The sequence below is a fragment of the Stenotrophomonas sp. STEN029 genome (assembly GCF_056760015.1).
The window spans coordinates 1-17,949 of sequence record NZ_JBRREC010000098.1; the positions used below are offsets into that span (position 1 = coordinate 1).

A 17,949-nucleotide genomic window follows, 5' to 3' on the forward strand; every position below is an offset into this window, starting at 1 on the left:
CCCCCCCATCCTGGTCCGCTCCCCCCTGCCCCCCCCCCCCCCCCCCCGCCCCCGCGTCCCGTCTTATCCCCGCGCGGGCCCCGCCCCCCCCCCCGCTCCTACAGCGATGCGGGCGATTCACAGCCACACCGCATTCCAGAAAGGATAGAAGCGAACTGATGCGACCAGCCCGGCCCTGACCGGATTCATCACGATATAGCGGGCAGCTGCCCTTGTATCTTCGTATTTCCGCAAAGCCCGATCATGAAATCCACGACTCCAGATTGGACGGCCTACTGAAATCGGCAAGCACCGCGCCGTGTTGCTCTTGATGTTTCGAACCACAGCACTGAGGTTTGTTTCCGGACCCAGTTGGATCAACCCGTGCCAATGATCAGGCATCAGTACCCAAGCCATCAGTTCGGCGTCACGGCAAAGCTTGGAGTGATGGAGTGCACGGGCTGCAGTCGCCGCAAGTGCATGATCCAGAAAGATCGGAACACGAGCGTTAGTAGTGAAGGTGACCAGGTAAAGCTGACCAGGTATGGAGACGCGGCCTAGACGCAGTGCCTTGTGGCCGCTGTATGGGTTGATCGGTTGCAGGGGCATGCCCAAAGGGTGAAGCCACCACCCGTTGTTTACCGTCCGTAAGCAAGCCGGTTGTGCGTCGGCGGAACCGACGTCAGCTTCGCGGCTAACGCCGCTCCTACAGCGGCGCACGCTCCCGCGCCTCGCGTCAAAATCCCGCCATCGGCCCATTCACCTCCTCCGGCACAGCCCTTGCATCTGACTGGGCAGCAATCCTGAGGAGCTCCACGTGGCCGTTGCCGCTGATAAAAACCGCAAAGCTGAACCCACCAAGGAAGCGGCAAGCAAACCGAAGCGCTCGTTGTTGGTTCCTGCCCTGATCGCCGTGTTTGCTGCTGCCGCAGCCGGTGGCGGCGTCTGGTATTTCACCCAGGGCAAGGACCACGCCGAAGCCAGCAAGGAAGCCAAGCCCAAGACCCCGGCGCCGGCCCAGTACTTCGCGCTGGACCCGGCCTTCGTGGTCAACCTCAGCGGCCCGGTCGATGGCCCGCGTTACCTGCAGGTCGAAGTGCAGTTGATGACCCGTGATCCGCTCGCGCTGACCGCGTTGCAGACCCATGCACCCGCCATCCGCGCCAGATTATTGATGCTGTTCTCGCAGGTCGAGCCCGCACAGATCGCCGACCGCGCCGGCAAGGAAAAGCTGCAGGCCGCCGCGCTGGCCGAAGTACAGAAGCTGATGAAGGCCGAGACCGGCCAGAACAGCGCCGATGAGCTGTTGTTCACCAGCTTTGTGACCCAGTAAGGCGCCACGATGAGCATCAACGACCTGCTGTCCCAAGACGAGATCGACGCCCTGCTGCATGGCGTCGATTCCGGCTCGGTCAATACCGCCGAGCCGGAGGCGGCACCGGGTGAAGCACGTTCGTACGACTTCGCCAGCCAGGACCGCATCATCCGTGGGCGCATGCCGACCCTGGAAATGGTCAATGAGCGCTTTGCGCGCCTGTGGCGCATTGGCCTGTTCAACCTGATCCGGCGCTCGGCCGAGTTGTCGGTGCGCGGCATCGAGCTGATCAAGTTCGGTGACTACCTGCACTCGCTGTATGTACCGACCAACCTCAACCTGATCCGCTTCAAGCCGCTGCGTGGCACCGGCCTGATCGTGTTCGAGCCGACCCTGGTATTTGCCATCGTCGACAACTTCTTCGGCGGTGACGGGCGCTATCCCACCCGTATCGAAGGCCGCGAGTTCACCGCCACCGAAATGCGCGTGATCCAGTTGATGCTGAAGCAGACCTTCACCGATCTGCGTGAAGCCTGGGGCCCGGTGATGAACGTCGATTTCGACTACATCAACTCCGAGATCAATCCGCACTTTGCCAATATCGTCAGCCCGCGCGAATACGTGGTGGTCAGCCGCTTCCACGTCGAGCTCGACAGCGGCGGCGGCGACATCCACATCACCTTGCCGTACTCGATGCTGGAACCGATCCGCGAGCTGCTCGATGCAGGCATCCAGAGCGACCGCAATGACCGTGACGAGAGCTGGGCGATCATGCTGCGCGAGCAGCTGGATACCGCTGAAGTTGAACTGTCCAGCGTCTTGGCCAAGCGTCGCATGAGCCTGCGCGAGCTGACCAAGTTGAAGATCGGCGATGTGCTGCCCATCGAAATGCCAAAGCAGGTGCCGCTGTGCGTGGAAGGCATCCCGGTATTCACCGGCGAGTTTGGTGTGTCCAACGAACGCAACGCCATCAAGATCACTGCAACCCATCCTCCGGGAAAGCGCCCCAGCGTCCCCGTGATCCAGGAAAACTCCGATGAATGACAACCACTCCCCCGAAGCTGAAAACGGCGCCACGCCGGCACAGTTCAGCAACCTGCAGGCCGACAACAGTACCCACACCGATCTGGACCTGGACGTCATCCTCGACGTACCGGTGACCTTGTCGCTGGAAGTCGGTCGCGCGCGTCTGCCGATCCGCAACCTGCTGCAGCTCAACCAGGGCTCGGTGGTGGAACTGGAGCGCGGTGCCGGCGAATCGCTGGACGTGTTCGTCAACGGCACGCTGATCGCGCATGGCGAAGTCGTCGTCATCAATGATCGCTTCGGCGTGCGCTTGACCGATGTGGTCAGCCCCAGCGAGCGCATCCGGAGACTGCGTTGATCGCATTGCTCGCTTATGCCGCACCGGCCGCCAAGGCGGCCGCGCCGGTCGGCCAGCATGCGGCGAGCGCGCCCGGCCTGTTTGGCGCGTTCTTCACCTTGCTGCTGGTGCTGGGCCTGATCATCGGCCTGGGCTGGCTGCTCAAGCGCATGCCCGGCGGCACGTTCCGACCGGCCGAAGGCTTGAAGGTGGTCGCCAGCATCAATGTCGGTGCCAAGGAACGCGTGGTGGTGGTCGACGTCAATGGCCAGCAGCTGCTGCTCGGCATCACCGCCGGTGGCATCAGCACCTTGCACCAGCTGCCGGAACCGCTGCCGCAAACACCGGCACCGGCCCTGCCCAATCTCAAACAACTACCGAATTTCGCCCAGCTGCTGGCACAGAAGCTGCGCAAGGAACCCTGATGATGTCGGGCCAACGCTCTTACCCACGCGGCTTCAACCCACGCACGCTTTGGCAGCTGCTGATCGTGCTGGCAATGCTGGCATTGCCGCTGTTCGCCTGGGCCGCACCCGGCCCGCAGGTACCGGCGTTGCCGGATGTGAACGTCGGCAAGATCGGCGGCGCACCGGTCAGCCTGCCGCTGCAGACCTTGTTGCTGATGACGGCAATAACCTTGCTGCCATCGATGCTGCTGGTGCTCACCGCCTTCACCCGCGTCATCATCGTGCTCGGCCTGTTGCGTCAGGCACTTGGCACCGGTCAGACGCCGTCCAACCAGATCCTGCTTGGTCTGGCCCTGTTCCTGACCGCGATGATCATGATGCCGGTCTGGGACAAGTCGTGGTCCACCGGCATGGCGCCGTATCTGGATGGTAAGATCGACTTCCAGACCGCCTGGCAGCTGACCACCGCGCCACTGCGCGCCTTCATGCTGGCGCAGGTACGCGAAACCGACCTGATGACCTTTGCCGGTCTGGCCGGGCAAGGCCCCTACGCCAGTCCGGATGCGATCCCGTTCCCGGTGTTGGTTGCGTCCTTCGTCACCAGCGAGCTGAAGACCGCGTTCGAAATCGGCTTCCTGATCTTCATCCCGTTCGTCATCATCGATCTGGTCGTGTCCAGCGTGCTGATGTCGATGGGCATGATGATGCTGTCACCCATGCTGGTCTCGGCACCGTTCAAGATACTGCTGTTCGTGCTGGTGGACGGCTGGGTGCTGGTGGTCGGCACGCTGGCGGCGAGCTTCAACGTGGTGTAACTGCGAACAACGCTTCGAACGCGCTTCAGCGATGCCTCAATGGAAGTCGCGGCTGCGTACATCCAGGCTGCCCAACAGCGGCGACAGATCATCCAGACGGCGTGCGATCAGATGACGCACGCCGTTTTCGGCTTCCAGCCGTCCACTGACCTGCAGCAGCCGTGATTCCAGGAACACCTGCCGCTGGCGCTCGGCAAGCTGCCGCCAGACCACCACATTGATCTGGCCGAACTCATCTTCCAGCGTGATGAAGGTGACGCCGCTGGCAGTTGCCGGCCGCTGCCGGCCGCGCACCAAACCGGCCACCAGCACATTGCCAGTACTGCGCATGTTTTCCAGATCCCTGGAACTACGGCAACGGCGTGCGCTCAGCTGCCGTCGCAGGCGGGCCAGTGGATGCAGCTCCAGCGTGGTTCCCAACAAGGCATAGTCCGCGTTCAGATCCTCGCCGACGCTCGGCATCGGCAAGGCCACATCAGCCTCGGCGGTCGCCGGTTGATCGTCAAACAGCGGTCGCTGGTCTTCGACGCCGGCAATTGCCCAGCGCGCCCGATGCCGGTTACCGACCATCCCGCGCAAAGCCCCGGCATCGGCCAGCAAGGCCCGTGCACGCGCATCCAGGTCGGCCCGCCGGCACAGATCGGCGATATCGGTAAACACCGCCTGCGCCCTCGCCTGTTCGATCCGCAATGCGTCCTCCGCATTGAAACCGCGCACCAGACAAAAGCCCAGGCGGATCGCCAAGCGCTCACTGTCGCGTTCCCTTTCCAGCGAGCACTCCCATCCGCTGTAACGCACATCCAGCGGCCGCGTTGCCACGCCATGCCGGCGCACGTCCTGCAGCAGCTGGTCCGGGCTGTAGAAACCCATGGGCTGGCTGTTGAGCAGTGCGCAGGTGAACTCGGCTGGATGATGGCATTTCAGCCAACTGCTGGCATAGGCGATCAACGCGAAGCTGGCCGCATGGCTTTCCGGAAAACCATAACTGCCGAAGCCCTTGATCTGCTCGAAGATTCGCTCGGCGAATGCGAGCGGATAGCCGCGCTCCAGCATGCCTTCGGTGAGTTTCAGCCGATGCGGCTCCAGCCCACCGTGGCGTTTCCAGGCTGCCATCGAACGACGCAGGCCATCGGCTTCGCTGGCGTTGTAGCCCGCCGCCACCATCGCGATCTGCATCACCTGCTCCTGGAAAAGAGGCACGCCCAAGGTGCGTTCAAGCACCGCTTCCAATGCTTTGGAGGGATAGCTGATCAGCTCCTCCTTCCTACGCCGACGCAGGTATGGATGCACCATGTCGCCCTGGATCGGCCCGGGACGTACGATGGCGACCTCGATCACCAGATCGTAGAAGGTCCGAGGTTGCAACCTGGGCAGCATCGCCATCTGCGCTCGGGATTCGATCTGAAACACACCGATGGTATCGGCGCGACTGATCATCTCGTAGGTGTCACCGCACTCCTGCGGAATCGTCGCCAGCGTGAAATGCAGACCACGATAGCGTTGGATCAGATCGAAGCAGCGACGCACCGCGGTAAGCATACCCAACGCCAATACATCGACCTTCATCAAGCCCAGCGATTCAAGGTCATCCTTGTCCCACTGGATCACCGTACGCGCCTCCATCGCCGCGTTTTCCACCGGCACCATGCTGTGCAGGGCACGCTCGGAAATGACGAAGCCGCCTGGATGCTGTGACAGGTAATGCGGGAAGTCGATCAGTTCGTTGGCCAGTACCAGGATGCGTCGCAACAGCGGGCTATCCGGGTCGAAGCCGTGTTCGCGCAGACGCTCCTCTTCCGGAATGCTGTCCGACCAATGGCCGACACAGGAGGTCAGCTGGGTGATCACGTCGCCTGGCATGCCGAGCACCCGTGCCACATCACGCAGGGCGCCGCGCCCACCGTACTGTGTCGCCACGGCAGCCAAGGCAGCCCGTTCGCGGCCATAACGCGAAAACACGTACTGGATGACTTCCTCGCGCCGCTCGTGCTCGAAGTCCACGTCGATATCCGGTGGCTCATCGCGGTCGTCGGAAATGAAACGCTCGAACAATAGATGGCTGTGCGAAGGATCCAGTTCGGTAATGCCAAGCACGAAGCAGACCACCGAATTGGCGGCCGAACCGCGCCCTTGGCAAACGATGCCGATGCTGCGCGCATAGGCCACCAGGTCATGCACGGTGAGGAAGTACGAGGCGTACTTCTTCTTGGCGATCAGGCCCAGTTCTTTCTCGATCAGGGCCTGTGCCTGCGGCGGAGTACCGTCCGGCCAACGTTTGCCCGCACCACGCGTCACCAATTCCGCCAGCCAGCGCTGTGCGGTGTAACCGGCGGGTACCACCTCGCTGGGATACAGATAGTTGACGGCTTCTTTCAGATCGAACCCGGCGCAGCGTTCAGCGATGCACAGCGTCTGCTGCAACAACTCGGCTGGATAGATCGCCTGCAACGCCTGCAACGGACGCAGATGCCGCTCACCGTTGGCGAACAGCCGCTGCCCGGCCTCGGCAACGGTGACGCGGTGGCGGATGGCCGTCATCACATCCTGCAATGCCCGGCGTCCACGCGCATGCATATGCACATCGCCAGCGGCCACCAATGGCAGCTGCAGCTGCGCGCCCAGTGCCTGCAGCTGCAGCTGACGCGCCTCGTCATCGGCACCGTGGTGCAGTTCCACCGCAATCCAGCAGCGCTGCGGAAACCACTCACGCAACTGCATGCCCTCGGCAGGTTCCGGCTGTGCCGCAGGCAGCCACAAGACCAGCAGGCCGCTGCGGTCAATCGCCGCCAGGTCATCGGCCAACAGCCGGTACTCGCCCTTTTCCGCCCGCCGCCTTGCCTGTGTTATCAACCAGCACAGCGCTTGGTAGCCTGCGGCGTCTTCCACCAGCAGGACCAGCTTGGCCCCGTTTTCCAGTTGGATTTCGCTGCCGACAATCAGCTGCAAGCCGGTTTCCCTGGATGCGCGCCAGGCGCGTACGATGCCGGCCAGCGTGCATTCGTCGGTGATCGCCAACGCTTTGTAGCCATGCGCCTTGGCCCGCGCGAACAACTCCTCCGCGGTCGATGCGCCGCGTTGGAAGCTGAAAGCGGACAGGCAATGCAGTTCGGCATAAGCGGCAGTCATGCGAACCAGCCCTGCAGCATGAAGCCGCCCTCGCCGCCTACCTCGCGCCACGCCCATGCCTGCTGGCCGAAGCGTGTGCTGACCCGGTAGTAATCACGACGCACGTCATCGCCGTCCCACCAGCCACTCTCGATCCGCTCCGGCGTCGACAACAATTCCGGGCTGGCACCCGGCCAGGGCTGTGGCGTGCGCAGCAACCACCCTGGCCGCGCTGGCGACGGCAGGCTGTTGGTTGTTGGGCCTGCAGCTGGGGCAGCCTCGCCACGCCAGGCATATTCGGGGCGATGGTCGGCATGTACGCGCAGGCCGTGCACGGATTGATCACCCAGCCGGGCGCGCAGGCGTTCGCGCAATTGTTCCCACGGCATGCTCTGCTGCGGACGGGTATCGAACAGCTCGCGGTGTTCCGGCACAAACGCCGGCAACTGATCGGCACGCAGGCCGAACTGACGCACCGGTGCCGGTATCCTGGCCTGCTCCAGACGGCTACGTGCGATCTCGAACAACAGGCTGGCATCACGCTCGGCGGCCAGCAGGCCGATCTCCAGCGTGGTGGTCGGCCGGTCCTCGTGCTCCAGCAACAGCGCAAACCGCTGCACGCTGCCGTCACGGCCGGCAAGAAATGCGGCAAGGTCCGAAGTCAGGCGTCGCAGCGGGAACAGCAAGGCCTGCGAGGATTCCACTTCATAGCCCAGCTCGATGCGCAGTTCGAACACATCCGGCGGCTGATACGGCTGCAGTACAAAGGCCCGCTCGCCCAGCAAGGCATCCAGCTGCCGCAATACATCCGGCGCAAAGCGCCGGTTGATGCTGGCCCGTGGCAAGCCCTGCAATTGTTTGACGGTGCGGATACCCATGCGTGCGAACGCCGCCGAGGCACTGGCACCAAAGCCAGCCCGCGCTACCGGCAGCTGCCCGAGCAATGCGGCCAAGCCAGCCTCATCCACGCTCAGACCATCGCGTGCATTGACCAGTGCGCGGGCAGCCACCGGGTTGGGTGCCAATGCGATGCGGTGACGGAAGCCCAAGGCGTCCAACTCCTGCCGCAGACGCGCCTCGAACTTCGGCCACGGCCCGAACAGCGCCAGGCTGTGCTCGATTTCGATGATCAGCGACTGCGCATACTGCAGGCTTACCTGCGAACTGAATTGATACGCCCAGGCGGCAAGGAAGCGATGCCATTCCGACTGCGCGTCCGGCTCATACGGGTGTATCTCAAACCCGGTTGCCAATGCCTGCGCCGTCACCAGCGACTGCCCCGCCTTCAAGCCCAAAGCTGCCGCTGCGGGATTGACCGCATGCAATACCCGGCGCTGGCTGGGCCCACTGATCAACACCCGCGCGGCCTCCGGCTCGGCGCAGCCCCGCAGCACGCCGTCCATGGCCAGATGCGGCAATAGAATGCAGGCCCAACGCATGGCTTACTGCCCCCGGGAAAAAGGCAAGGGGCGCGGCGGCACCATGCCACCGCGACACTTCAACACCCGCAGCTGCGCTGGCTGCGCATCGATGGCGATACGCAAGGCAGCTGGCGAAGGATTCCTGGCCGCCTGCAACGGCCGGCTGGCAAAACCCAGCGTCTGCCCTGATTCGGCTGCCACCTGCAGCCGTCGCAAGGCCTTGTCCTCGGCCATCTGCGGCCAGCACAGCACGGCCCCGCAGCTACCCGAACGCAGGCATTGTTCAGCCGCCCATAACGCATCACGTTGATCATTGGCTTGCACCACCTGCAACTGGCGCAGGTCGATACCCGCCGCCTGCCAGGCCGGTGCATACGGAACATGCGGCGGTGCCACCAGCACCACGCGCTCACCAGCCTGGGTCAAGCGGGCCAGCGAGGGCCATAGCAGCTGCAACTCACCGACACCTTCGGCCGGCAACAGGATCTCGCTCAGCGCGGACTCCGGCCAGCCACCGGTAGGCAGCGCCTCATCCAGCAGCGCATGACCCGTCGGCTGGCGGCTGGCCGGCAGCGGCGCAGGCCGACCACGCCAGACCCGGCGCTCGTGCAGCAGGCTGTCGAGGGCAACAACCGCGCCCATCAGCCACGTCGGACCAGACCACAGAACACGCCTTCGATGGCGAAGTCCTGATCGTGCTGCACTTCGATCGGCGCATACGCCGGGTTGCGTGGCAGCAGCCGCAGCTGGTTGCCGCTGCGTGAGAGCCGCTTGATGGTCAGCTCACCGTCCAGCCGCGCGACCACCGTCTGGCCGTTGCGCGCATCGCTGCTGCGCCTGACGCCGACCAGATCACCATCGAAAATACCGTCGTCGATCATCGAATCGCCCTGCACCCGCAGCAGATAATCCGGGCGCGCGGCAAACAGGCGCTCATCCAGTGCCAGGGTATCCACCAGCTCCGCATCGGCGCCGATCGGTGCACCCGCCGCGACCCGCCCCAATACCGGCACCTGCAGCAGCTCCGCCCGGGGGGTCTGGCCCGCTGGGCGAATCCCGCGGGCCTGACCCGTAGCCACCTCGATCAGGCCAGCCTCGCTCAAGGCCAGCACATGCTTGCGTGCCGCGCCGCGCGACGCCAAGCCGCAGGCAGCAGCAATTTCAGCCAATGACGGTGCCTGTCCGTGCCCATTCACCTGGTCACGGATATAGCGAAGGATGGCGACACGGCGCGGGCTGAGGTCAGTCATGGAGTACATTTGTACTCCATCTGCACAAAGCCCGCCAGCGGCTGAGTACCGCTATTCAGGTGAATACGGAAAACACATTGCCGCTGCTATCTTTCGCGCCATATGGACCGGAAAGCTTCCACGAAGTCGTACCCGTCCCTCCCGCAGGCATTGCGCAGCGTGCCGTTGCGTACCATTGCTCCAGTCACCACGCTGGCCTTGTTGTTCTTCGCGACCTGGCTCTGGTTTGATGGGCAACGCATTGCTGCCGGAGTCAGCTGCCTGTTGTCGGCGCTGGCTTTGCTGGCCAGCGTATGGATCCATCAGCGCAAGCCCCGGTTGGAACTGGGTGGCGTATTGCTATGCGTGGCGACGGTGGGCGGCTGCCTGCTCTCCGCCCGGCAGTTGGGCAACGACGCTTTGCCGTGGTCCTACCTGGCCTTGATGTCGAATTTCTTCATCGTCCGCAACCAGGTCGCCACCCCGCTCAACCTGACGCTGGTTGCCGGCCTGTTGCTGATGCCAGACCTGCTGCTGGGGCATGCCCCGCAGTTGCAGGCACTGATCGTCATCGTGCTGGTGTTCGGTTTTGGCTACCACTTCTCCCATCGTCTGCAAGGCGACCGCACGCGACTGGAAATGTTGGCATCGCTGGATGCACTGACCGGCGTGCCCAACCGGCGCGCGTTGGAAAAATCATTGCAGGCGCATATCGATGGCGTCCGCGATGAACGCTACCGGCAAGGCTTGGTGGTGATCGACATCGACAACTTCAAGGCGGTCAATGATCACTACGGCCATGGCACCGGCGATACCGCCCTGTCCGACCTGGCCGCGATCCTGCGTTTTGAACTGCGTGAGAACGACCAGGTATTTCGTTTTGGTGGCGAGGAGTTCGTGATTCTTGCCGATACCGGTAGCCATGAGGCGTTGCTCCGGTTCACCGAGCGCCTGCGCAAGGCGGTGTATGAATCGCTGCGTGGCCCAGGAGGTCGCATCACAATCTCGATAGGAGCGGCGATGTATGCCGGTGAGCAGCGCTGGCAGGATTGGTTCGCGCGCGCCGATGCCGCCTTGTATGAAGCCAAGGGCAAGGGCCGCAACAGCGTGGTGGTGACGGAGTAGCTTTGACTTTGGCTTTGACTTTGGCTTTGACTTTGGCTTTGACTTTGGTTTTAGCTTTGGCTCTGCCCCCTCCCTTGCGCCGCAGGCGTAGGGGAGGGTTGGGGAGGGGTAGCTTTCGCTTTGCTTTTGCCCTTGCTTCCGCAGTGCGCGCAGTGGACTTTCCGCGAGCCAGAGCAAAAGCCAGAGCCAGAGCAAGCGCAAAACCACAGCAGAACCAAAGCCAAGGCAAAGGCCAAGGCCAAGGCTAAAGCAAAGCCAAAGCCAAAGCCAAAACCAAAACCAAAACCAAAACAACAACAGCAGCAACAGCAACAGCCGGAGCAACAGCCGGAGCTACCCCTCCCCAGCCCTCCCCTACGCCTGCGGCGCAAGGGAGGGAGAAAAAAGGGCCGCTTGCGCGGCCCTTCCTTTACAACATCAAGCAGCCGCTTCGATCACGAACGCAGCGGAATCACGCGGATCTCGACGCGGCGGTTCTGCGCGCGGCCTGCATCGGTGCTGTTGTCGGCGATCGGATAGGCCTTGCCTGCGCCCAGGGTTTCAATGCGCTCGCGTTGCACGCCCTGTGCGGACAGGTATGCCGCCACCGCATCCGCACGCTCCTTGGAAATGCGGTTGTTCACCGCATCGGTGCCGATGCTGTCGGTGTGACCGACCACTTCGATCATGGTCTGGTTGTACTCGCTCAAAGTGCTGGCAACACCATTCAGTGCGCCATAGAACTGCGGCTTCAACGTGGTCTTGTTGAAATCGAAGGTGATGCCGTCGGGCAGGTTCAAGGTGATGTTGTCACCGTCACGCTGCACGTCGATACCGGTGTTGGCAGTACGCTCACGCAATGCGCGTTCCTGGCGATCCTGGTAGTTGCCGATAGCCGCACCGCCGAGTGCGCCGATACCGGCGCCGACCATTGCGCGCTGGCGACGCTCGGTGGCATCGCCGCCGCTGAGCAGACCCGCCGCAACGCCGATGGCCGTACCGATCAACGCGCCCTTGCCGGTCTTGTTCTGCTGCTGGGTCTGATTGCCGTACTGGTCCTGCTGCACATACGAGCCACCGGTAGCACAGGCCGAGAGGACGGCTGCCGCCACCAAGCCAATGGAAAGATTACGAACAACAGTAAGGGTGGTCATCTGAGTCTCCTGATAGGCCGGACTGGCCAGCGTGGATTTGCCGGGCAAGCATAAACATCGCGATGCATTACCTGCGTGATCCTCAACCTTCGTCACAGGTGTCCATTCATCTAACTGTCTTGCACGTTAAGCCAGTGTCAGCGACAGCGCTGGTACGCAGCCAAGGCCTCGTCCCGGCCCTTTGCAAGATCCACCAGGGGCTGGGTCGGGTAGCTCGGCGCAAGCTCCGCCAACAACTGCGGGAACTGCCAGGGCGCAAACCGTGCCTTCAGCGGCAGCGCGGCCAGCTCCGGTACCCAGCGGCTGATATAGCGCGCTTTGGGATCGAACTTCTGCGCTTGTGTCACCGGATTGAACACACGGAAGTACGGCGCGGCATCCGCGCCGGTACCGGCGATCCATTGCCAGCCCATACTGTTGTTGGCCAGGTCGGCATCCACCAGGGTGTCCCAGAACCAACGGGCGCCCTCCTTCCAGTGCATCCGCATGTGCTTGCACAGAAAACTGCCCACCAGCATCCGCACGCGGTTATGCATGTAGCCGGTCGCCCACAATTCGCGCATGCCTGCATCGACAATGGGGATACCGGTGCGGCCCTGTTGCCAGGCCGCCAGCATCTCCGGCTGCGCCGGTTCCCAGGCAAAACGCTCGAAGCGGGGATTGAGGTTGGTGTCACTGGTCTGCGGGAAGTGGTGCAGCAGATGCCAGGAGAACTCGCGCCAACCCAGCTGGCGGATGTAGCCATCGATATCCGCATCACGGCCAGCACTGCGCATGCCTTCCAGCGCATGGGCGATACGCCACGGCGCGATCTCGCCGAAATGCAGGTGTGGCGACAACAGCGACGTACCCGTGCGATCCGGCAGATCGCGCTGCTCGCGGTAGCCATTGAGCGCACCGTCGGCGAATACCTCCAGCGCCTCCTGTGCACCGCCCTCACCAGGCTGCCAGTGCTCCCAGAAACCGGCATCCCAACCGAGCCGCGGTTCCAGCGCAAGCGCCTGCAACGGCAAGCCTGACAGCTTTGGCGAGCTCAGCTTGCGCGGCGCTTCGGACAAGGCAGGCAGACGCCAACGGGTCAGCGCGTTGCGCCAGAACGGCGTGAACACCTTGTACGGGCCACCTTGCAGCGTGGCCAGTTCCCAAGGTTCAAACAGCAGATAGCCGTTATGGCTTTCCACCTGCAGTCCCTGCTCGCGCAGGCCACGCTTGATGGCTGCGTCACGCGGCTGCGTGGCAGGTTCGTACTTGCGATTCCAGTAGACCGCTACCGCGCCGCTTTCAGCAATCAACGCCTGCAGCTGCGCCATGCTGTCGCCGCTGCGCAGCAGCAAGGCCGAGCCGATGGCGCGCAACTGCGCGTCGAGCTGCTGCAGCGAATGATGCAGCCATGCGTCGGAAGCCGCTCCGGGCACCCATGCGCCCTCCTCCTGCGGCGCATGGATGTAGACCGGCACGATCTCATGACCGGCTTCAATCGCGGCCTGCAACGCCGGGTTGTCACGCAGCCGCAGATCGCGGCGGAACCAGACAATGGCGGTGGACATGCAGCAGCTCCCGCTTACTCGAATGAACCGACCGAATCGTGGCTCAGGTTGTCAAAGCGGGTGTACTCGCCGAAGAACTTCAATTTGCACGAACCGGTGGGGCCACCACGGTGCTTGCCGATGATGATCTCGGCCAGGCCCTTGTCCGGCGAATTTTCCTTGTTGTAGTAATCGTCGCGGTAGATGAAGACGATCATGTCCGCATCCTGCTCGATAGCGCCGGATTCGCGAAGGTCAGCCATCACTGGGCGCTTGTCGGTACGGGTTTCCAAGGAGCGGTTGAGCTGTGACAGCGCGATCACCGGCACGTGCAACTCCTTGGCCAGGCCCTTGAGCGAACGCGAGATCTCCGAGATTTCGGTGGCGCGGTTTTCGCTGTTGCCCGGCACGCTCATCAGCTGCAGGTAGTCGATCACGATCAGGCCCAGGTCGTGCTCGCGCTTGAGCCGGCGGCACTTGGAACGCAGCACTTCCGGCGACACGCCAGGCGTATCGTCGATGAAGATCTTGGTTTCCTTCAGCATGCGGATGGCGCCGGTGACGCGGCTCCAGTCCTCGTCCTCAAGCTGGCCGGTACGCAGGCGCTGCGCATTGATGCGTCCGTTGGACGAGATCAGGCGCATCGCCAGCTGCGATGCGGACATTTCCATCGAGAACACCGCCACGCCCTTCTTCGACTTGATCGCCGCGTACTCGGCGATGTTCAAGGCGAAGGTGGTCTTGCCCATGGCCGGACGCGCGGCAAGGATGATCAGATCGGTCGGCTGCAGGCCGGCCGTCATCGCGTCGAAATCGTTGTAACCGGTCGGCAGGCCGGTGATGTTGCCGCCGTTCTCGAAGCGGTTGCGCAGTTCCTCGAAAGCGTCTTTCAGTGCGCCAGGCATCGCCACGAAATCGGTGCGCCCGCGCGCGCCCTGTTCGGCGATTGCGAAGACCGACTTCTCGGCGGTCTGCAGCAGTTCGGCGCTGTCCCGGCCTTCGGGCTGGAAACCGTCATTGACGATATCGGTGCCGACCTGGATCAGCTGCCGCAGCACCGCCTTGTCGCGCACGATCTCGGCATAGGCACCGATATTGGCGGCCGACGGCGTGGTGCTGGCCAGTTCGATCAGGTACGCGCCGTCGCCGACCATGTCCAGCTTGCCCTGCGACTCGAACCATTCACCCAGGGTCACCGCATCGAACGGACGATCACGCTCGGACAGCTCACGGATCGCGCGGTAGATCAGCTGGTGGTCGCGCCGGTAGAAGTCCTTGTCGGTCAGCGCCTCGTTGACCCGGTCATAGGCCTCGGGTGCCAGCATCAGGCCACCCAGCACAGCCTGCTCGGCTTCTACCGAATGAGGAGGTACACGCAAGGCATCGATGCGCTGCTCGCTGCGATCGGAGCGGTCATTGCGGTCACCGCGGTCGCGGTCGGAACGGAAACCAGTACGGGCGGACATGAAAAGCGTTATTCCTGCAATAAGGCCGTGCGGCCATGGTAGGTGGGCATTGCCCACCGGGATACGTACAAGTCTGTGGATAACCTGTCCACAACCCAAGCCTGCATGGGCTGGGGGTTGGGCTGGCATACAGAAACAAGCACCCGACGCCGTTGCAGCGCCGGGTGCGGATTATCGCATGGGCAGCATCTGCACCGCCCTGCCGACGGTACCCTCAGGCCCGGTGCTGGCGCTCGATCCAAGCCAGGAACTTGTCGACAAAGCCCTGCAGGAACTGGCGTGTGCCATCGTTGCTGATACTGCCATCGGCGTCGATCAACCCGTCCTTGAAATGCAGGAAGGCCTCCGGCTGCGGCATCACCGCCAGATCGACGAATACCAGCACATTGCGCAGGTGCTGCTGGGCCAGGGCACTGCCGATGGCACCGATGGAGGTGCCGACCACTGCTGCCGGTTTGCCGGCAAAGGCGTTGTCGCCGTATGGGCGCGAGGCAGTATCGATGGCGTTCTTCAGCACGCCGGGAATCGAACGGTTGTATTCAGGAGTGACGAACAGCACCGCATCGGCGGCACGCACCTGGTTCTTCATGCGCGTACCCTGCGCCGGGAACTGGCTATCGTGATCCTGGTTGTAAAGCGGGATGTCACCGATCTGTATGTAGTCAAACTTGACGCGATCACCGGCCAGCTTCTCCAGCGCCAGCGCAAGCCGCCGGTTGATGGATTCCTTGCGCAGACTGCCGACGAAAACCGCGATCTTGTACTGGCTCATGACCACCTCGCTCCGTAGGAAGGACACAGGCTAGCCAGAATGGGCTTCGCAACAGGTGAAGGCAATGCCCTGGCAGACTACCCGCGCAGGAAGGGCCGTATCAGAGACGCAAGCGGCCGGTAATCCCGCCGTAGGCCAGCTTCACCGTATAGAAGCCATACTTCGACTCCAGCCGCTTGATGATGAAATGCCCGCGTGCCATGTCCTGGTAGTAAGCGGTGAACATGGTGTTCAAGGTCGCGCCAGCCACCGCACCGATCACCGGCACCGCCTGCGCGACAAACTTCTCCGATACCACCACACCGAAGCGGGCGGCGATCTTCTCGACGATCCTGGCCAGCCACTTGCCGGCTTCCTTCGGGCCCAACCCGAGCAGCACGCCGTGGCTGCCGCTGATCGCAGTACCGGCCAACTCCGCCGACAGGTGACGCATGACCTCGGTGGTGAAGCCACGCGCCAGGTAGTAGCCGGTCTCGCTGGCATCGTCCTGGCCGGAATTGCCACCCAACGCAAACACTTCCAGGCAGGCCTGCCGGGTCGCCATCTCGTTCAGATCGAAACCTTCACTGCGGGCGACGTCGGCCACCGCGCGCATGATGATGGTGGTCGACAGCGGCAATTCGATTGCCAGCGCCGGCAGGCCACCCGCCCCGCCCAGCGCACCGGACGCTGCCGCCGCCAGCTTGTGCAGGCGCGGTGATGCCGGCTTGCCGGGCTGTTTGTCGTCCATCGTCCACAGTGCCGTCTGCGCAGCCTTGTACAAGGCTGCCTCGGTGACACCCTGGATGCGCGACGACACCGCCTTGGGCAGCTTGCGCACCGCGAACTCCAAGGGCCCGCCGATCAGGTTGGCCATCTTGGCGGTGAGCGTGGGCGACTCGAGCAAGCCTACCGCACGCTCCAGATCGGCCAGATCCTGCGCGTTGTCTTGCAGACGCAGAGCAAGCTCGTTCATCTGATTCAGCCTGCTTCCGGCAAACCCGCCAGCACGCCCATGAACTTCCGGTAGTGGCGCAGCTCGGCAATGGAATCGTGCACATCACTCAGCGCGGTGTGGCTGGAGGTCTTGGTGACCCCGGCCGCCACTGCAGGCGACCAGCGCTTGGCCAGTTCCTTGATGGTGGAGACATCCAGGTTGCGGTAATGGAAGTACTTCTCCAGCCGCGGCATCTGCCGGTGCAGGAAGCGCCGGTCCTGGCAGATCGAATTGCCGCACATCGGCGAGGCGCCGGCCTTGATCCAGTCCTGCAGGAAGGCAATGGTCCTGGCTTCGGCCTGGCCAACCGTGGTGGTGCTGTCCAGCACCCGCTGCCACAGGCCGGAGCGCTGGTGCTGGTTGCGGTTCCATTCGTCCATCGCTTCCAGCGTGGCGAGGGAATGGTTGATGGCGAACTCAGGGCCTTCGGCCAACACATTGAGTTGACCGTCGGTGACGACGGTTGCGATCTCGATGATGGAATCGTTGTCCGTATCCAGACCGGTCATCTCCAGATCAATCCAGATCAACCGATCATTGCCCGCGCTGTTGTCCGCCATGTGCTGCCTCATGCTTGGGGCCGGCGGTCAAGCGCCGCGCGGCCGGAATATCGAAGCGCACATGATACCCCTGCCCACGGTAGGGGCTGCGTCAAAGATCACCAGGGGTCAGCAGCGGGCGCCCGCGCTTGGCTCGGAAATAATTGGTCAGGCGCAGGCTGGCCTCCTGTGCCAGCACCCCACCCTGCACCTGCACGCGATGGTTGTGCCGTGGGTCGGCAAGCAGATCGAATACGCTGCCGCAGGCGCCGGTCTTGGGATCGGTGGCAGCAAACACCACGCGCGCGATGCGCGCATGCACCAAGGCCATCGCGCACATCGCACAGGGCTCCAGTGTCACGTACAAGGTGCTGCCGATCAGACGGTGATTGCCCAGCGCCTTGCCTGCGTGGCGCATGGCCACGATTTCGGCATGCGCGCTGGGGTCATGGTTGGCGATATTGAGGTTCCAGCCCTCGCCCAGCAACGCGCCATCGGCGCTTACCAATACCGCGCCAACCGGGATTTCATCGAACTCGCGCTGCGCACGATCGGCCAGCGCCAGTGCGTGGCGCATCCACTGTTCGTCGTTGAGGGCTGGATCAATCTGGGACATGCAGGGAACACGGGGATGGAAGCGGCGCAAGGGTAGCGCAGATGACCGCGGCCTGCTGCTTCACGGTCTGAGCAGCAGGGGTTTGCCTGTGGGAGCGGCGTTAGCCGCGAAGCACGCTGTTCATCAGACGACGCAGTTGCCTGGGGCCAGGCAACGTCAGCT

The 17,949-nt window shown here is 63.3% G+C and carries 18 protein-coding genes; 6 read left to right on the forward strand and 12 right to left on the reverse strand.

The window, feature by feature from the left end; all coding sequences use genetic code 11:
• Positions 1-117: 117 nt before the first annotated feature.
• Positions 118-588: an REP-associated tyrosine transposase gene (locus ACVOLI_RS17530; RefSeq protein ID WP_481615378.1), complete on the reverse strand. Its 471-nt coding sequence runs from the start codon at positions 586-588 to the stop codon at positions 118-120.
• 208 nt (positions 589-796) lie between these two features.
• Between ACVOLI_RS17530 and ACVOLI_RS17535 the strand changes: the two genes are divergently transcribed.
• The 5 genes from ACVOLI_RS17535 to fliP all read left to right on the forward strand — a co-directional run bounded on the left by ACVOLI_RS17535 (position 797) and on the right by fliP (position 3,879).
• Entirely contained in the window at positions 797-1,312 is a 516-nt protein-coding gene (locus ACVOLI_RS17535) for a flagellar basal body-associated FliL family protein (protein ID WP_282266998.1), read from the forward strand.
• Between the two features lie 9 nt (positions 1,313-1,321).
• Complete coding sequence (gene fliM / locus ACVOLI_RS17540; protein ID WP_481615379.1) at positions 1,322-2,338, forward strand: flagellar motor switch protein FliM; 1,017 nt, start codon at positions 1,322-1,324, stop codon at positions 2,336-2,338.
• A complete protein-coding gene (fliN, locus tag ACVOLI_RS17545; protein WP_481615380.1) occupies positions 2,331-2,678 on the forward strand; it encodes a flagellar motor switch protein FliN in 348 nt (115 codons plus the stop codon). The genes fliM and fliN overlap by 8 nt, the downstream gene beginning before the upstream one ends.
• Positions 2,675-3,082 carry a flagellar biosynthetic protein FliO gene (gene fliO, locus ACVOLI_RS17550; RefSeq protein WP_282267001.1) on the forward strand — a complete coding sequence of 136 codons (408 nt, stop codon included), beginning with the start codon at positions 2,675-2,677 and terminating at the stop codon, positions 3,080-3,082. Before fliN ends, fliO begins: the two co-directional genes overlap by 4 nt.
• A gap of 74 nt (positions 3,083-3,156) precedes the next feature.
• On the forward strand, positions 3,157-3,879 hold the full coding sequence (gene fliP, locus ACVOLI_RS17555; protein WP_481615389.1) for a flagellar type III secretion system pore protein FliP: 723 nt from the start codon (positions 3,157-3,159) through the stop codon (positions 3,877-3,879).
• A 36-nt stretch (positions 3,880-3,915) separates the two neighbouring features.
• Here fliP and ACVOLI_RS17560 read toward each other — a convergent pair whose 3' ends face one another.
• The 4 genes from ACVOLI_RS17560 to lexA are packed head-to-tail and all read right to left on the reverse strand — an operon-like array spanning position 3,916 to position 9,655.
• Positions 3,916-7,005, reverse strand: coding sequence for an error-prone DNA polymerase (locus tag ACVOLI_RS17560; RefSeq protein ID WP_481615381.1), 3,090 nt, complete (start codon positions 7,003-7,005; stop codon positions 3,916-3,918).
• Entirely contained in the window at positions 7,002-8,423 is a 1,422-nt protein-coding gene (locus ACVOLI_RS17565; RefSeq protein WP_481615382.1) for a Y-family DNA polymerase, read from the reverse strand. The genes ACVOLI_RS17560 and ACVOLI_RS17565 overlap by 4 nt, the downstream gene beginning before the upstream one ends.
• A gap of 3 nt (positions 8,424-8,426) precedes the next feature.
• Positions 8,427-9,047 (reverse strand): translesion DNA synthesis-associated protein ImuA, encoded by a 621-nt coding sequence (imuA, locus tag ACVOLI_RS17570; protein ID WP_481615383.1) that lies wholly within the window; start codon positions 9,045-9,047, stop codon positions 8,427-8,429.
• Positions 9,047-9,655, reverse strand: coding sequence for a transcriptional repressor LexA (lexA, locus tag ACVOLI_RS17575; RefSeq protein WP_481615390.1), 609 nt, complete (start codon positions 9,653-9,655; stop codon positions 9,047-9,049). The genes imuA and lexA overlap by 1 nt, the downstream gene beginning before the upstream one ends.
• A 159-nt stretch (positions 9,656-9,814) precedes the next feature.
• On the opposite strand from lexA, the gene ACVOLI_RS17580 reads away from it, so the two are divergent.
• Positions 9,815-10,759, forward strand: coding sequence for a GGDEF domain-containing protein (locus tag ACVOLI_RS17580; RefSeq protein ID WP_481615384.1), 945 nt, complete (start codon positions 9,815-9,817; stop codon positions 10,757-10,759).
• A 434-nt stretch (positions 10,760-11,193) separates the two neighbouring features.
• Here ACVOLI_RS17580 and ACVOLI_RS17585 read toward each other — a convergent pair whose 3' ends face one another.
• The 7 genes from ACVOLI_RS17585 to tadA all read right to left on the reverse strand — a co-directional run bounded on the left by ACVOLI_RS17585 (position 11,194) and on the right by tadA (position 17,787).
• The gene (locus ACVOLI_RS17585; RefSeq protein ID WP_303749902.1) at positions 11,194-11,892 is read right to left on the reverse strand and encodes a YiaD family glycine zipper/OmpA-like lipoprotein; all 699 of its coding nucleotides are present in this window, start codon (positions 11,890-11,892) and stop codon (positions 11,194-11,196) included.
• 137 nt (positions 11,893-12,029) lie between these two features.
• A complete protein-coding gene (locus tag ACVOLI_RS17590; protein ID WP_481615385.1) occupies positions 12,030-13,439 on the reverse strand; it encodes a cryptochrome/photolyase family protein in 1,410 nt (469 codons plus the stop codon).
• Positions 13,440-13,453: 14 nt separating this feature from the next.
• A complete protein-coding gene (locus ACVOLI_RS17595) occupies positions 13,454-14,884 on the reverse strand; it encodes a replicative DNA helicase (RefSeq protein WP_282267020.1) in 1,431 nt (476 codons plus the stop codon).
• A gap of 214 nt (positions 14,885-15,098) precedes the next feature.
• The gene (locus ACVOLI_RS17600) at positions 15,099-15,656 is read right to left on the reverse strand and encodes an NADPH-dependent FMN reductase (RefSeq protein WP_481615386.1); all 558 of its coding nucleotides are present in this window, start codon (positions 15,654-15,656) and stop codon (positions 15,099-15,101) included.
• Positions 15,657-15,756: 100 nt separating this feature from the next.
• The gene (locus ACVOLI_RS17605) at positions 15,757-16,611 is read right to left on the reverse strand and encodes an EcsC family protein (RefSeq protein WP_481615387.1); all 855 of its coding nucleotides are present in this window, start codon (positions 16,609-16,611) and stop codon (positions 15,757-15,759) included.
• A 5-nt stretch (positions 16,612-16,616) separates the two neighbouring features.
• Positions 16,617-17,192: an oligoribonuclease gene (orn, locus tag ACVOLI_RS17610; RefSeq protein ID WP_481615388.1), complete on the reverse strand. Its 576-nt coding sequence runs from the start codon at positions 17,190-17,192 to the stop codon at positions 16,617-16,619.
• Positions 17,193-17,283: 91 nt separating this feature from the next.
• Positions 17,284-17,787: a tRNA adenosine(34) deaminase TadA gene (gene tadA / locus ACVOLI_RS17615; RefSeq protein ID WP_282267027.1), complete on the reverse strand. Its 504-nt coding sequence runs from the start codon at positions 17,785-17,787 to the stop codon at positions 17,284-17,286.
• Positions 17,788-17,949 lie beyond the last annotated feature (162 nt).